Annotated in this window: 14 protein-coding genes; 3 read left to right on the forward strand and 11 right to left on the reverse strand. The window is 46.0% G+C overall.

Annotated elements, in window-relative coordinates; all coding sequences use genetic code 11:
- Nucleotides 1–2: 2 nt before the first annotated feature.
- Both degU and ACINLD_RS15975 read right to left on the reverse strand, forming a co-directional pair.
- Nucleotides 3–692, reverse strand: coding sequence for a two-component system response regulator DegU (gene degU, locus ACINLD_RS15970; protein ID WP_026588947.1), 690 nt, complete (start codon nucleotides 690–692; stop codon nucleotides 3–5).
- An 81-nt stretch (nucleotides 693–773) separates the two neighbouring features.
- On the reverse strand, nucleotides 774–1,931 hold the full coding sequence (locus ACINLD_RS15975; RefSeq protein WP_026588948.1) for a sensor histidine kinase: 1,158 nt from the start codon (nucleotides 1,929–1,931) through the stop codon (nucleotides 774–776).
- Nucleotides 1,932–2,152: 221 nt separating this feature from the next.
- On the opposite strand from ACINLD_RS15975, the gene ACINLD_RS15980 reads away from it, so the two are divergent.
- From ACINLD_RS15980 to ACINLD_RS15990, 3 genes are all read left to right on the forward strand, one after another.
- Entirely contained in the window at nucleotides 2,153–2,791 is a 639-nt protein-coding gene (locus ACINLD_RS15980; protein ID WP_026588949.1) for a YigZ family protein, read from the forward strand.
- 13 nt (nucleotides 2,792–2,804) lie between these two features.
- The gene (locus ACINLD_RS15985) at nucleotides 2,805–3,881 is read left to right on the forward strand and encodes an LCP family protein (protein ID WP_026588950.1); all 1,077 of its coding nucleotides are present in this window, start codon (nucleotides 2,805–2,807) and stop codon (nucleotides 3,879–3,881) included.
- 161 nt (nucleotides 3,882–4,042) lie between these two features.
- A complete protein-coding gene (locus ACINLD_RS15990) occupies nucleotides 4,043–5,287 on the forward strand; it encodes a Kelch repeat-containing protein (protein ID WP_410207066.1) in 1,245 nt (414 codons plus the stop codon).
- Nucleotides 5,288–5,332: 45 nt separating this feature from the next.
- On the opposite strand, the gene ACINLD_RS15995 is transcribed toward ACINLD_RS15990, so the two are convergent.
- The 9 genes from ACINLD_RS15995 to tuaB form a co-directional block, all read right to left on the reverse strand.
- Nucleotides 5,333–6,397 (reverse strand): glycosyltransferase family 4 protein, encoded by a 1,065-nt coding sequence (locus ACINLD_RS15995; RefSeq protein ID WP_026588952.1) that lies wholly within the window; start codon nucleotides 6,395–6,397, stop codon nucleotides 5,333–5,335.
- A 131-nt stretch (nucleotides 6,398–6,528) separates the two neighbouring features.
- Complete coding sequence (gene tuaH, locus ACINLD_RS16000; RefSeq protein ID WP_026588953.1) at nucleotides 6,529–7,710, reverse strand: teichuronic acid biosynthesis protein TuaH; 1,182 nt, start codon at nucleotides 7,708–7,710, stop codon at nucleotides 6,529–6,531.
- Nucleotides 7,711–7,738: 28 nt separating this feature from the next.
- A complete protein-coding gene (gene tuaG / locus ACINLD_RS16005) occupies nucleotides 7,739–8,497 on the reverse strand; it encodes a teichuronic acid biosynthesis protein TuaG (protein WP_026588954.1) in 759 nt (252 codons plus the stop codon).
- A 29-nt stretch (nucleotides 8,498–8,526) separates the two neighbouring features.
- The gene (gene tuaF, locus ACINLD_RS16010; RefSeq protein WP_026588955.1) at nucleotides 8,527–9,204 is read right to left on the reverse strand and encodes a teichuronic acid biosynthesis protein TuaF; all 678 of its coding nucleotides are present in this window, start codon (nucleotides 9,202–9,204) and stop codon (nucleotides 8,527–8,529) included.
- A gap of 37 nt (nucleotides 9,205–9,241) precedes the next feature.
- A complete protein-coding gene (gene tuaE, locus ACINLD_RS16015) occupies nucleotides 9,242–10,699 on the reverse strand; it encodes a teichuronic acid biosynthesis protein TuaE (RefSeq protein WP_026588956.1) in 1,458 nt (485 codons plus the stop codon).
- Between the two features lie 67 nt (nucleotides 10,700–10,766).
- Nucleotides 10,767–11,696, reverse strand: coding sequence for an NAD-dependent epimerase/dehydratase family protein (locus ACINLD_RS16020; RefSeq protein WP_026588957.1), 930 nt, complete (start codon nucleotides 11,694–11,696; stop codon nucleotides 10,767–10,769).
- Nucleotides 11,697–11,714: 18 nt separating this feature from the next.
- On the reverse strand, nucleotides 11,715–13,046 hold the full coding sequence (gene tuaD / locus ACINLD_RS16025) for a UDP-glucose 6-dehydrogenase TuaD (RefSeq protein WP_142246088.1): 1,332 nt from the start codon (nucleotides 13,044–13,046) through the stop codon (nucleotides 11,715–11,717).
- 145 nt (nucleotides 13,047–13,191) lie between these two features.
- Nucleotides 13,192–14,400: a teichuronic acid biosynthesis protein TuaC gene (gene tuaC / locus ACINLD_RS16030; protein WP_410207067.1), complete on the reverse strand. Its 1,209-nt coding sequence runs from the start codon at nucleotides 14,398–14,400 to the stop codon at nucleotides 13,192–13,194.
- A 2-nt stretch (nucleotides 14,401–14,402) separates the two neighbouring features.
- Entirely contained in the window at nucleotides 14,403–15,854 is a 1,452-nt protein-coding gene (tuaB, locus tag ACINLD_RS16035; RefSeq protein WP_026588960.1) for a teichuronic acid biosynthesis protein TuaB, read from the reverse strand.
- Between the last annotated feature and the right edge of the window lie 17 nt (nucleotides 15,855–15,871).

The following is a 15,871-nucleotide window of genomic DNA, read 5'->3' on the forward strand; positions in this document are numbered from 1 at the left end:
TATTATCTCATTTCTACCCAGCCGTTTTTAATGGCCACGACGACAGCTTGAGTTCTGTCGTTTACATTCATTTTCTGCAGGATGTTGCTGACATGGTTTTTAACCGTCTTTTCGCTGATAAATAATGATTCACCGATGCCGCGGTTGCTTTTTCCGTCTGCGAGCATCTGTAAAACCTCGCATTCCCTTCTCGTCAAAATGTGAAGCGGTCTGCGAATTTCCGGATACACTTCATGCTGGGCATGCGCTGATACCCCGCTTGTTGCCAAACGCCGGAATTCGTTGACAAGATTGTGCGTAACCTTAGGGTGAAGGTAAGATCCGCCTTCAGCCACTACTTTTACGGCTTCAATCAGTGTGTCGGCATCCATTTCTTTCAGAAGATAGCCGCGTGCTCCTGTTTTTAATGCGTGTGTTACATAGTTTTCATCGTCGTGAATGGATAAAATAATAACCTTTGATTCCGGGTAAAGATCGACCAGCTGTTTTGTCGCTTCCACTCCGTTTACATTCGGCATGTTGATATCCATGATCACAACATCAGGATGATAGTGCTCGACAATGCGAGCTGCTTCATCACCGTCGTCTCCTTCGGCTACTACCTCAAAGGTAGGTTCGAAGTCCAAAATCCGTTTTACACCTTCACGGAATAACTGATGATCGTCAATAATTACAATATTTACTTTAGTCACAAGCTACGCCTCCCCATTCTCATTGTTCTATACACCGCTTTTATGGTCAATATGTCTTTTGTCTCTATTTTACAGTTACCTTTACAAAGAAAGCGGAACTTTGATCAAAATAAATGTCCCGAGACCTATTTTCGAATCTATTGTCATCGAACCTTCGAGCAAATCGACTCTCTCTTTCATGCCAAGAAGACCAAAAGATTTGTTTTTGTTGCCTTTCACTTCTTTTATATCAAAGCCTGTTCCATTGTCTTTAATGATCAGTGTCACAAAATCTTTTGTTATTTCTACTTTAACATGGATCTCTGTTGATTCGGAGTGTTTTAAGGCATTTGTGACCGCTTCCTGGGCAAGGCGGAACAGTGCCACCTCAAATCGCGGCGCAATTCGCCTGTCTTCAGATTCTCCGATGCATTGGAAATGAATTTTCGCTTTTCCATGATAATCTTCGATTGTATTCAAGTATTTTCTGAGCGTCGGAATCAATCCTAAATCATCTAAAGCCATCGGCCTTAAATCATAAATAATCCGTCTCACTTCATAAAGGGCATTGCGGACGTTTTGACGGAGGTTTTTGATTTCCTGGAAGCCTTCATCCGTTCCTTTATCCCTGAAAATGCGCTCGATCAATTCCGATCTCATTAAGACGTTGGCGAGCATTTGCGCCGGTCCGTCGTGTATTTCCCGGGAGACTCTTTTTCTTTCTTCCTCCTGCGCTTCAATGATCCGCAGTCCGAAATCCTGTTTGGCCTGCGCATCCTCCAGAAGGACGCCCACCTGGCGCAGATCTTGATTTAAATAGTTCAAGACGACAGTAATTTGGCTGACAAGCCCTTCAGAGCGCTCGATGATTTCCTGAAGGCCCAACAGCCTCCGTTCCAAATCATCGCGCTTTTCTCTCAGCTGCTTTTCCCGCTGCTGGATCATTGTCAGCTCGACTTGCAGCTTGTGCGCTTTTTCATAAGCCTCGCGAATTTCTTCTTCGCTAAATTTATGAAAGTTGCGGCTGACCTCTGACAAGCGGTTTCGGGCATGGCGCGCATGCACCTCAAGCCTGTCTCCGAGATCGATGACTTCGTTGACTTGCTGTTTAATCTGCTTCAGCTCTTCCACTAAGCCTTCGTATTGCTGACGGGACTGCTCGCCGATTTGAAAGACTTCGTCCTTGCTCCCGTCAACCGTTTTTAACATCTTCATAATGATTGAATCTAAGACTTTGGAGTCCATTTTGGAAACACTCACCCATTTTCCCTCCGTAACAGCATTGTCATGTAGTTTTATCATAATTTTCATTGAACTGAAATTCGTGTCGAATTATAATGAAAGAATGCGTATTCTGTTTTTTTTGGTTTATTTATGGTCTCTCATCCATATCTATTTAATCATAACAAAATACGCGTCAAAATTCTAAGTCTGTTCGTTATTTAAGAACATCAGCACGGATTGTCAGGAGGTAAACGGGGATGCTGCAAAGCTATCTTACTGTTTCCGGAGAAGGGACGCATGAAATCGTGATCGAAAAATCCCGGTTCATTTGTCATCTAACCCGTGTCAGTACTGAGGAAGAAGCGCAAAATTTTATTCATGATATAAAAAAACAGCATTGGAATGCGACTCATAATTGTTCCGCATATGTCATCGGTGAAAACGATCAGATTCAAAAAGCAAACGATGATGGGGAACCGAGCGGAACAGCAGGAGTTCCGATGCTTGAAGTATTAAAAAAACGCAATTTAAAAGATACATGCGCGGTCGTTACGCGCTATTTCGGCGGCATTAAACTGGGCGCCGGGGGTTTGATACGGGCTTACGGAAAATCCGTATCAGAAGGGCTGAACCATGTCGGGGTTGTCGAACGCACATTGATGCGGGTGATGCACACCACTGTCGGCTACACGTGGATCGGGAAGCTGGAAAACGAGCTTCGCGAGTCGCCGTATAAAATAAAAGACGTTCACTATGCCGATGACGTTGAGTTTGAAACATATGTAAAGGAAAACGAAAAACAGGCCTTTACTGAATGGATAACGGAATTAACAAATGGCAAGAGTGAGAATAGAGAAGGCATTCAGGTCTATCTGGAAGAAGCTTTTAATAATTAAAGGAGATTAATATATGGCTGAGCGTATAAAAGTGAGAGTGCGGAAAAAAAAGAGTAAAAAAAGAAAGCTGTTTAAACGGATGATGGTCCTGATTCTGCTCGCACTTCTTGTAATCGGCGGAGTGGGCATTTACAAGATTTTCAACACGATCTCTGCCGCAGACGACACTTACGAACAACTGGAACGGGGAGAAAAGTCAAAGCTTCGCGATGAAGTCGTCGATATTAAGAAAAAGCCTTTTTCCATTCTTTTCATGGGGATTGAAGACTATGCGACAGACGGAGACCACGGACGGTCGGACTCCCTGATTGTCGTCACGCTTGATCCTAAGCAAAAAACGATGAAAATGCTCAGTATTCCTAGGGATACGAGAGTCCAGCTGGCCAGTGACACATCCGGTACAAAAACGAAAATTAACGCGGCCTATGCGAAAGGCGGCAAAGAAGAAACGATCGAGACGGTCGAGGATTTTCTCGGCATTCCGATCGACTATTATGCGACGGTCGATTTTGACGGCTTCAAAGAGGTCATCGACGAAATCGGCGGCATCGATGTTGACGTGCCGTTTGACTTTGACGAAAAAAGCGATGTGTCCAAATCGAAAAGAATCTACTTCAAAAAAGGCAACATGCATTTAAACGGTGAAGAAGCGCTGGCCTACGCCAGGATGAGAAAGCAGGATAAACGGGGAGACTTCGGCAGAAACGACAGGCAGAAGCAAATCCTCAAAGCGGCGCTCGATCAGATTTCCAAGCCGCAAAACCTGGCGAAAATCGATACGATCGCCCAAAAAGCAAGCAAAAATATTCAAACAAACTTCAGAATCACGCAAGCGCTCGCCCTCCAGCAAATCTACAGCGGATTTGAAGGCAATGATATTGAAACGTTAAGCATTACCGGACAAGACCTGACGCTTGCCGGCGTGTACTATTTTGAACCGGATGACCAAAACCTGGCGAACGTTCAAAGTGAACTGACCCAACACCTCTATCCGAATGCAACCGCTGATGCAAGCGAATCATCGACTGACAGCTCAGACACAACTCCCGACGGGACGGATAGTTCTGCAGATGCGTCTGTGTCGTATTAATATTCAAACTGATAAAAGACACACCTCTTGATGAGAGATTTATCAAGAGGTGTTTTTTTATGTGCGCTGCTATACCGCTCATCACAATCCGATTCTATTAAAAAAAGCGCCGGTCAGCCGATATAAAAGAATGCTGAAATTATGGATAAGGAGAGATATGTTTGAAAAGAAACTTTTTTTTAGTATGCGTCATTGTGCTGCTCAGCTATGTGACGGGGTATATTCCCGCATCGGCGGAGGATGCTGGTGAGGAGACGAATGGTTGGGTGGCGAAGGCGGATTTGCCTGAAGCTCGTTATAAAGCTGCTACCGCTGTTTATAATGGGAAAATTTATATTTTCGGTGGTAATGTACCCAATAAAAAAGAAACTTTTGTTTATGATCCTAGAAAGAATACGTGGACTCAAAAGGCTGATATGCCTACTGCAAGATACGCAGCAGCTGCTGCCGTTGTTGACGGGAAAATTTATGTCATCGGAGGACAAAAGGATGGTTTTCATTTCTTTAATACCGTAGAGGTATATGATCCTGCTACCGATTCTTGGGAAAATGCTCCTGATTTACCTGAGTCGGGGAATTATACTTCTGCGGAAGTTATTGATAAAAAAATATACGTAATATTAGACGGTAAAAATTATAGTTATGATATAAACACAAAAAAGTGGACAAAAAAAAATAATATGCCTGTTCGTGCTATCGGTACCAACACCGCTTCTCTAAATGGAAAAATTTATGCAGTCGGTGGAATGAATGGTGCTTACACCAAGGAAAAAATGTTTAAAACTCTTTATGAATATAACCCTGAAACAGACTCTTGGACAAAAAAACAAAATTTGATTAGTGAATTAACTTTTACATCAGTAACCACTCTAAATGGGAAAATATATATTATGGGTGGAGTAATTCCTGGAGATAAAGCAACTGCAACAACACAAGTCTATGATCCTTCTAATGATTCGATTGAAGAGTTCAAATCCTTAAACAGCGCAAGATGTTTAGCTACTGCTGCTACAGTTGGAAATGATATCTATATCATTGGGGGCAGAATATCTAATGGAGACCTTGCATTAAAAACAGTCGAAATGTACACCCCAGAAGATTCAACACCAGACACCGAAACACCGGAAACTCCCACCACCCCGGAACCAACTCCGGATCAGTCATCAGGTGACCGCGCGTTGCTCGTCATCACCATGACGAATGGTCTTGAGAAGGAATTTGACCTGTCGATGGATGAGGTAAATGACTTTATCAGCTGGTATGATCAAAAAGACGCCGGGAGCGGGTCGTCGAAATATGCGATTGATAAGCATGACAATAACAAAGGGCCGTTTTCCAGCCGGAAGGATTATGTGATTTTCAACAATATCTTGACCTTTGAAGTAAACGAATATTCGTCTAAATAACCATTAAAAAACCTTGATTTCTTCTTTTGAAATCAAGGTTTTTTGTCAATTCCTTTTCACCATGCGCCTGTAAAACTTCGTGAACGGCTTGTACTGCTCATTGACGAGTCCGGTCACTTCGGCGATGATCTGCATGAAGAGGATCAGGCCGAAGATGATGAAGATCGACATCCAGAGCGTCGCTGTCTTTAAGAGAATAGCGCTGAGGCTGAAGACGATGCCGATTAAGTAGATGACGATCACCGCTTTTCTGTGTGACAGTCCGAAGGCCATCAGCCTGTGATGGATATGTGATTTGTCAGGTGCGGAAATCGGCTGCTTGTTTAAAATGCGCCGAATAATCGCAAAGGTCGTGTCAAAGATCGGCACCCCGAGGATGATGATCGGGATGACGACGCTGAAAAGCGTCACGCTTTTGTACAGACCCAAAAGCGACAAGACGGAGATCACATAGCCGAGAAACAGCGAGCCCGTGTCTCCCATAAATATTTTCGCGGGGTGGAAATTATAGAAGAGAAAGCCGAGCGTGCTGCCGATGACAACCAATGATAAAGAGAAAATTAAGATTTTGTCGGCGGAAAAAGCCATGATGGCAATTGTCGAAAGGCCGATCACCGATATGCCGGCTGCGAGTCCGTCCAATCCGTCGATGAGATTGATGGCGTTTGTAATGCCTACGATCCATAAAATCGTTAAAGGATAGGCGAGCCACCCTAGATCAAAGCGGATATCCCAAAACGGGATCGACAAAAACTCCATTTTCAAACCGGTGCTGACGATCAGGCAAGCCACCAGTAGTTGGACGGTGAATTTGACTTTCGCGTTTAAATTGTATTTGTCATCTATAATCCCTAACGTGACGATCATAAAAGCGCCGAGCGTGATCGCCGTTATTCTGTTTTCATAAACACCGCCGGCCATCGATCCGGTCAATACTCCTATAAAAATGGCTAAACCGCCCATACGCGGCATAATTTTATCATGTATTTTTCGATGATCCGGCTGATCGATGACACCGGATTTGAGTGCTATTCGTTTCACTAGCGGAGTGATGATTAAAACGGTTATCAGAGAGACAAAAAACGCAAGTATTGTGCGTTCATAAGACATAAAGAAGTCTCCTTTTTAATGAAGTCTGGTTCGAGTTAAGAATAGGTCATACCTTTTCATTATACAATTTCATTATTTATTATAACAAGCTCAATCTAAAAGAAACATGATAAATTAAATTCTGCCGCGGCCTATGCATGCTGGTTCAGGTTTAGTTTTCCGGTCATTTCGAAAAATAACTGATGCCAATCTTTCTCCTTGGCCGTCTTTTTGCGAAGCTCGGTCAGGGAAGGGTCATCGTGCGACATCTCCAGTTCTTCACAGGCTTTCGTAAACGCACGCATATCGCTCCCTGCGATATGACGGTAAATGTGTTCTTTCTGCACCTTTTCTGTTGAAGGCAGGTTTAAGCCGACGACAGGCTTCCCGGCCGCCAAAAATTCAAACAGTTTTAAAGGAAACACCGCATTATTATAGGGAGACGGCTTGTAAGGCATGATCCCGATATCAATCACATTCATATAAGCAGGGACTTCCGCGGGCGCCGCCGGCCCCGTCCAGATGACATTCTCCTCCTGCAGGAGCTCTTGAAACTCCGGGTCGCCGTTTGTTCCGTCAGGACCGACAAATAAAAACGTCCATTCCCGTTTCGCTCTGGCGGTTTCTTTGACGAGCCTGAAGTCGAGCTTCGGCTTAATTCCGCCGATAAAACCGAGCACGGTGCCTTCTCTGCCGTTCAATACATCCGCCTTTTGCTCATTTCGCGCAAACAGATCGTATTCGACGCCGTTTTCGATCTTAAAAACCGGCTTTTTCTCTCCCTTCAGCCGGTTCTGGACATTTTGGCGCAAATATTCGGACGTACAAAAAATCGTGTCAGCGGCATTGAGAATTCTGCTTTCAGCTTCAACAATCACCTTTCGCCTGAACGCAGCGGCAATGTTTTGTTTTCCGCTGATCGGCGCCGCCCAATGGTCGCTGCAATCATAAATGACCTGATCCCACTGATATAACGACGCGAGTAGCGGAAAGCCGGGGAATGTGTACCATAAATACACTTTTTCTCCGCGGCCTTCTGTCGTCAAATACTGTAAAAGAGGTGCGAGCTTTTTTTGATAGAAAACATCTTTATAGCGCGCAAATCTGAACACTTTTTTCTTTAAAAAATCCTTGACCGCAAATTGCTTGATGCCGTTGTTAAGCTCTGTAAATGTCTCTGAAAAAACTTCTTCTGCGGGACATACCCAGATGACTTCCTTTGTCTCCTTTTGTTCAGCCAAAAATTCCGCAAGGCGGTGCCTTCGGTATCTCAGCTGATCCTGCCCCCACTGGCCGGTCGCCACTACAACATGTCTGACTTGATCTGTTTTCACTTTCTATCACCTTTTTCCGGCGATGCCGTTATAATCTTTTCATGACCGCATTTTTCGCATAGTGGACAAAGCACCATGTCGCCTTCATCAAATGGAGGCGCTCAATTTCCCTGTACACATACCACGTTTTTTGCGCCGCCTTCCACTTGTTTCTGGAAATCGACGTGTCGACAATCCGGTATTCAGCCAATGGCTCGTTTAATCCGTACGCTTTAAATCCCCGTTTTAAAATAGACAGCCAAGTCGCTAAATCTTGCCGTGTGCGAATGTTCGGCATCTGAATGTCGCCCGTCTGCTCCCTGTCAAGCATGACCGTCAGGCAGCCGATAATCGTATTTTTTAAAACGTCGTCATAGGCGAGACTTCCGGGCGCGGCGATCGTTTTATGAAGCGGCTCGCCGTTTTGGCTGATCAGCTCGTACGCCGTAAATGTAAAGGCGTGTTGATGCTTCTGCATAAAAGCAAACTGTTTTTCCAGCTTCTCTTTTTTCCAAACATCATCGCTGTCCAAAAAAGCGACATAGCGCCCTTCCGCTTTGTTGAGGGCGGCGTTCCGCGCCGCCGCCGCTCCCTTGTTTTCCTCTAAATAAATGGCGTGGATCCGCCCGTCTTTTTCTTCATAACGCTTTAAAATGTCCCTCGTTCCGTCTGTTGAGCAATCATCGGCGATGATCATTTCCCAATCGGAAAAGCTCTGATGGAGGACTGACTGAATGGTCTTCTCGATAAATGCCTCCGCATTATAGGAAGGCGTAATCACAGAGATTAAAGGTTTTTGACTCGACATGATCCTGATCCACATCCCCAATCAAAATTTTAGCGTTCTCTAAACACTTCAGGCACAACAATAATCAAAAACGACAGCGCCAAACCGATCAACACGCCGAGCACCGCTCTTTTTTTCGGCGACAAGCCGGCGGACTCGTTGTCCAAAACGGTTAAAGGCTCGATTTCCTCGGCATGCTTCAAATCAAGCTTGCTCGTTTCCAGCTCATACAAAAATCGTTGCTTATCGACCTTGGAGTCAGCGCTGACCGTTTCACCTTCAAGCGCTTTGATGTTCTTTTCGATGACTTCCTCTCTTTTTGAAAAGAGGGCTTTGTCGGCTTCCATATAAGCATTTTTGATCTTTTCCAATATGCTTAATGTTTCTTCTTTATCAGGCCCTGTATAGCTTAAGTTGAAAAGCGAATCCGTTCTGATTTCAATCGCCAGTTCATCTTTCAGCTCCGCCAGATCTTCCTCTTCCATCTCGGGGAAAATCTCTTTTAAAAACGGTTCGTTTTTCAAAAGGAGCGGAACATCTTTTGCATTGTTGTACTTCGCTTCTCCGTAGTTCCCTGTCGAGATCGTTACAGTGGCCGTGTAATCGGACGGAGCCGCCTCTCCTTTCGGCATGAAATAGCCGAACAGCCCAAGAACTAGTGGAAGCGCGATGATCAGCACAAAAAATTTTTTGATTCTGCCTGCAATACGTTTGATTAAATCATTCACATCAATTTCTCCCTGCTTTTAAATTCTATTTCGGACATCATCTAAAACGTTCGGTTTCACTCGTTCCATGTATTCTAAAGGTATTGACCGCCGCGAGAACCAACGCGAGAAACACCCAGTGGAAATACAGATTCGAGACGGAGCTCGGGCTGATGCTTGAGACAAGAAAGCTGACAAGAGCGGCGAGCAGCCCTTCTATCAGAAGCTTATAGCGGCTTGAAAGTCCTTTTTTATAAAAACGGTAAAGCACCAACATGACATACAGATACATCGTGAAATAGCCGAGCATCATCAGCACCCCGAAATTAGCCATAATCTCAACGAGCCAGTTATGCACTTCCACAACCTGGTCGGTATCAAAGAGGGCGTGATGCTCTAAATAATACGGCACATTGCCTGCGCCCACGCCAAATCCGTATGTATCAAGCACATAATGTCCGGCGTTTTTCAAAAGGTTCGCCCTGGCGACATTGGACGGCAGCGGCTCGCTGAAATCGTGCGAGGCCTGCGGGGCCAAGAAATATTCATAGAACTTATCCGTAATTTTGCCGGCAAAGAGCGCGGCAAAAGCGATGAATCCTGCGGCAGCGATGATAAGCGCCCACTTTTTTAAGATCCGGGGCAGCAAAATAAACACGTACAGCGCAAGACCGGCGATGACGCCTAAAATACTGGCTCTTGAACCGGTCAGGAAAATCAAATACACCGAACAAAACGCGAGGATCAGTCCCGCCGTCTTCAAGTAGCTGTTTTTGATGTTTTTAAAAAAAGCCAGATAAAAGAAAAAGCTGATCGACAGGAACGTCGCAAAGTCATTCTGATTGAAAAAAACCGATGTCGGGTAGTGCTGCTTATAATGCGGTCCGTTGAACAGCGTAGAGCTCGGCAGATGGTGCAATGTAAAATGGTTGTAGAATCCGATGACCATCAAGAAAATCGTCAGCGTCATCCATATGTAATAAAAAGCGAGCAGCCGGTCCAGTTTTTGAAAGTACAGGACGATCAAAAAGACAAAAAACATCCCCATCGCCAGCAGTGATAAATATTTCACGCCATCTGTAACAGACTTGACCCAAAGCAGCGAAATCATTCCATAGCAGAACCAAAAAGCAAAAAACGAGAGAATCCCTTTCACATGAACCTGTTTCCATTTTTCCAGATGGCCCCTGCCTTTCAAGATGTCCATGACAAACCAGAAGCCTGCCAGGATCAAGAGAATCCGGTATGGGAACAGACTGAAAAATCCGAGCTTGATCGTAAAAAACGCATTGTTGGCAAACGTTGCCGAGATCAATAGATACAAGATGGGCATCATGATCTGTTCGGTTGACAAATATGGTCTGAGCACTGCAAATACAGCCAGCGCGATCAAAAACAGAAAGACAAACAATATTTTCTTTGTGCTTGTTTGAGCCAATAAATTCGTTAATGCTAAGCCTGCGGCCAAAGCGGCGAGCCAAACCAGAACATTGGCCGCGGAACGTTTCAGACTCATCGATTCCCCCTCCTTCCGCGTGTTTTCTGGAAAAGGGCTGCCGGCATGAGCCAGCAGCCAGTTGTTTTTAAGTATTCATCTCTTTTTTATAAAAGGAAATGGTCTTTTCCAGTCCTTCACTGAGCGGCATTTTCGGTTCCCAGTTCAAGATTTGTTTTGTTTCTTCATTGCTCAGTGTGCTGTGGCGGATATCTCCAGGTCTTTCATCCTGATAGATCGGAGAAAGCGTTGATTTCGTCGCCTTTTTCATCTCGGCAAACAGCTCATTGACCGTAATGGAAAAGCCGTTTGACACATTTAAACAAACGTTTGATTGAGCTTTGAGCGCTTTGACATTGGCGCTGGCCACATCGCCGACATAGATGAAGTCGCGGGACTGTTCACCATCTCCAAAGATAACCGGAGCTGTTCCGCTTGTTAACAGGTCGGAGAAAATCGAGACGACTCCGCCCTCTCCTTTCGCATCTTGGCGCGGTCCGTACACGTTGCTGTACCGCAGCACACAGAACTCGATTCCGTAAAGGTCATAGGCCAGCTTCAAATAGTTTTCTACCGTAAGCTTTGTCAAACCGTAAGGCGATCCCGGGTTTGTGTTGTGACGGGTGTCGACAGGCAAATAATCCGGATTTCCGTAAACGGCGGCGGAAGACGCGAAGATGATTTTTCTTGCACCGCATTCGCTCGCTGCCTTGATGACGTGAAGCGAGCCTCTAATATTGATATTTTCATCGTTCAAAAAATCTTTGACAGACTCCCCCACGCTCACCTGTGCCGCTAAATGAATAATATAATCGGGATTAATGCTTTTGATCACTTCTATGACTTCCGGGTTTGTAATATCCTCGTGGTGAAAGTCGATCGGAAGTCCTTCGATATTCGAGCGGTGACCCGTTGATAAATTATCGAGAATCGATACTTGATAGTTTTCTTTCAGAAGCTGTTCCGCTATATGTGAGCCGATAAATCCGCATCCGCCTGTCACTAGTACTTTTTCCATGTTGATAACACCCCGCGTTTATACTTTTGTTAAAATCTTCTCTCCCTGTACATGAGGGCGGCCGATTGAATGATAGATAAAGCCTTCCCTTTTCATATCCTCGAGCTGGAACAAATTGCGTCCGTCAATCAGGACCGGCCGGTTTAAATATGATTTTAGCTTCTTTATATCCATATGCTTCACCTGCGGCCAATCTGTTAAAATTAGGCACGCATCCGTATCTTTTACCGTCTCGAACAAATCATTGCTGTAAACGGCTTGATCGCCGAGCAGGCGCTCCGCTTCCGGAACCGCGATCGGGTCGTATGCTTTGACCTCAGCGCCGAGACTTCGCAGCATCGGAATGACATCCAGTGCAGGCGCTGACCGCATATCATTTGTATTCGGTTTGAACGCCAATCCGAGAACCGAAACTGTCATGCCGTTCAGATCGCCAAACACGTCAAGCAGCTTTCCGACAATGTGGGCCCGCTGTTTTTGATTCGTCTCAATCACGGCTTCGATCATTTTAAACGGGTAGCCGACAGACTTGGCGATATGCAAAAGCGCCATCGTATCCTTCGGAAAGCAAGAGCCCCCAAAGCCGATCCCGGCTTTTAAAAATTTCCCGCCGATTCTGCTGTCGAGTCCGACACCTTCGGAAACCTTTGCGACATCGGCGCCGACTCTTTCGCAAATGTTCGCAATATCATTAATGAACGAAATCTTCGTGGCTAAAAACGCGTTGGCCGCGTATTTAATCATTTCTGCACTTTCAAGGTTTGTTTTCACAACCGTCGTTTGAAACGGTTCATGAAGCTCTTCAATGATCGCCGCAGCTTTTTCGCTCGTGGCGCCGATCACCGCTCTTTCCATATTCATCGTGTCAAAAATGGCCGTTCCTTCGCGAAGAAACTCGGGATTCGAGACGACATCAAACGGGTATTTGCCTCCTGAGGCCTTCTCGATAATCGATTGAACGAGCTTTCCTGTTCCAACCGGAACAGTGCTCTTGTTCACAATGATTTTATAGCCGTTCAAATGGCTTCCGATCGTTTCGGCGACGGATTTTACATACGTCAGGTCAGCTTCTCCGCTTTCTGACATCGGCGTCCCGACAGCTATATAGATAATGTCTGATTGTTTTATCGCCTTGGGAATGTCCGTTGAAAAGAACAAACGGTTTTCATTTACGTTTTGCTCAACTAGTTCTTGCAGTCCGTTTTCGTAGATTGGCATGATACCGGCTGATAGCCCTCTGATTTTTTCAGCATCTATATCACAGCAGACAACCGAATTTCCCACCTCGGCAAAACAAGTTCCAGATACCAGCCCAACATATCCTGTTCCAATGACAGCGATCCTTTTCAATATCATCATTCCCTTCTTTAAGCTAACCCTTCAATCCAATAGCTTTTTTTAGGCGATGATTTTTATCTCTGTTTATAAAAATCAAGTCTCTCTAGATTTCATCTTGGACCTAAACCTGCGGCTTTAAACAGGTCCTTTTGACATTTCACCCCGGTCCGCCGGGTACTTCCGCGCCTTTTTTTAGATCGCGCACGATCCTTTCATATCTCTCTTTCAGCGCTTTTGCGTTTTGGTTTGCATCATAATGTTCATACACCTTCTGATAGAGCTCGTCAGCGATATCCGCCCGCCATTTGCCGCCTTCGACATAATCGGTGACCGCGGCTTTCAATTCGGAGACGGAACCCGGCTTCACAAGGAGATGGCGATGCTTTCCGAACAAAGCCGGGACACCGCCGACCGCTGTGCAGACAACCGGCACTTTCAGAGCCAGCGCTTCAATGACAACGGTCGGCATCCCTTCCGAATAGGAAGGAAGGACAAACAGGTCTGATGCGGCAAGGTATTCGGATATTTGCTGATTGGCCACCTGCCCCGTCAATATCGCCTGGCCGCCGGCTTTTTGCCGGATCCGCTCTTTTTCCGGCCCGTCGCCGACAAACACCGCCGCATAGCTGTCATCAAGCTGCCGAACGGCCTCTGCCAGCTCAGCCACTCCCTTTCCCTTGACCAAACGGCCGACGAAGGTCAGCAGCTTTTTATCTTTCGGCAAGCCGTATTTCTCCCTCAGTTCGGCTTTTGAAGCGGAGGGCTTTTGAAACCGGTCAAGACTGACCCCGATCGGAAGCACAGCGCTTTCGACACCTGTCATCTCTTTTGTTTTGTCTTTCAGCATATCGCTGACCGCCAATACATCGGAAGCCGAACGAACGGCTCTTTCAAATGCTTTGAAGGCCCCTTTGCTGTAATGCGGGTAAACATTGACGTCGCTCCCGTGCAGCGTCAGCGCATAAGGGATGTTGAGCCTTTCTGAGACGACGGCGGCGGCGCCTCCCGACGGCATCGCGAAATGGGCATGGATCATGTCGGGGGCCAGCCGGTGCTTGCCGATTATCCGCAAAACGGCTTCGGCTATCCGGCGGTGCGGCTGGGCCCATTTCAGCTGGCCGGGCAGCGCAGTGTATGGCGGCCTGTAGACCGGAATTCCCTTTCTTTCTTCATATTCCGGAGATGAACGGATGCGCCGGTATTTTTTTTTCAAAAGCCTGAGAGGCCCGGGATTCACAGGCAAAGGACAAATGACGGTGACATCGATTCCGAGCATCCGCAGCGCCTGTACCTGTGTCTCATGAAAAACGCCTTCCCCCGGTTTTTGACCGCTGGGATAAACACTGGTAATCCAAAGTACCTTCAACATTAAACGCCCTTTCTGCTTTGAAACTGGGCTCTTACCGCCCCTTGATAAAACTTGCCGACCAGCAGGCTGTATACAATTCCGCTGATGACGACGGAAACCGACAGCTGAAGCATGGCTCCGGGCAAAAGGTGTCTGGTTCCCGCGCTCAAGCCCAGAGCCAGGGCTGCCATTAAGGCCGTCAGCGCCAACGGTTTGCCGATCGTCTTGAAGTATTCGCCAAACTTAAGCTGGATCACATATTTGAGCAGCCATCTGCCGATCAAGAAATTGATCAGACTAATCGCAGCATACGTCCAGGCGGTCAGCACCAAGTCATTCGTCAGCACCGCAGCATATAGAGACAGTCCGTAAAGGAGCATAATCCCGCTGTCCCAATAAAAGGCAAGATCCGCTCTCCCCTTCGCCAATAAAACCGATCCGTTCGGATTCATCAGCACCCTGAGCAAGCCGACAATCGCCAGAATGTTAAGCACAGGGACGGCCTGCAGCCATTTTTCTCCGAAGACGACCTCGATAAACAGATCGGAAACGGTGGTCAGCCCGATCAGCAGCGGGAAGGAAACAAGTGCGAGAAGCTTTGTCATATTTAAAAAGCCTTCGCGCAGAGTTCCGTTGTCCCGCTGATTTTTTGAGAAGACAGGAAATGCAACCTTTGTAATAATCGGATTGATTTTCAACACGGGAATCGTGATAATCTGGTAGGCCAGGTTATAGATTCCCAAAGCTTCAGCGCCGAGAAAACGGCCGATCAAAATCATATCAATGTTGGCGCCGAGCCTGTTGACAAGGCGTGAAGCAAGCTGGAAAGCGCCAAACGAGAAAAAACCGCTGACTTCCCGTACCGCAAAAACAAATGAAGGACGCCATTTTTTTAAATATACAGCAAAAAATAGGATCCCTTTAAAGGAATTGAGAAAAACTTGTGACAAAGCATAGGCGATAATCGGGTCCGTCAGAACCATAAGGACGAGCAGGAGCACAAACGACGCTATCGCGGCACCGGCTTCAATTTTGCTCAGCACATTGAATTTCAAATCCTTCTGTAGCAAATATTGATGCTGTTGTCCGACCGGCGCGATTAAGAACATCACCGCCAAAATCCGGATGAGCAGCACAAGTTCGTCCCGCTGATAAAAATCAGCAATCACCGGACTTAAGAAAAAAAGGCCGATAAACAAAAGGAAGCCCGTTATGATATTGAGCCAATACAAAGTCGACAATTGGCGTTCACTGATGTCTTCCTTTTGAATTAAAGCGGCCCCGAATCCCATATCAAGCACAATTTGCGTAAAAACCGTGACCGTTGTCAGCATCCCGACGAGCCCGAATTCGGTGATCGTCATTATATTGCCAAGCAGTGCAAACTGTACAATCTGGACAGCCGTGACAATCAAAGTGGACAGGCTTGTCCATTTTGCACCGCTTAAGATTTGTTTTGTAATGGTTGACATAGCATATTCCTAACTTC

Origin of the sequence: Bacillus sp. z60-11, assembly GCF_046464135.1 — a bacterium.
Classification (GTDB): Bacteria; Bacillota; Bacilli; order Bacillales; family Bacillaceae; genus Bacillus; species Bacillus sonorensis_A.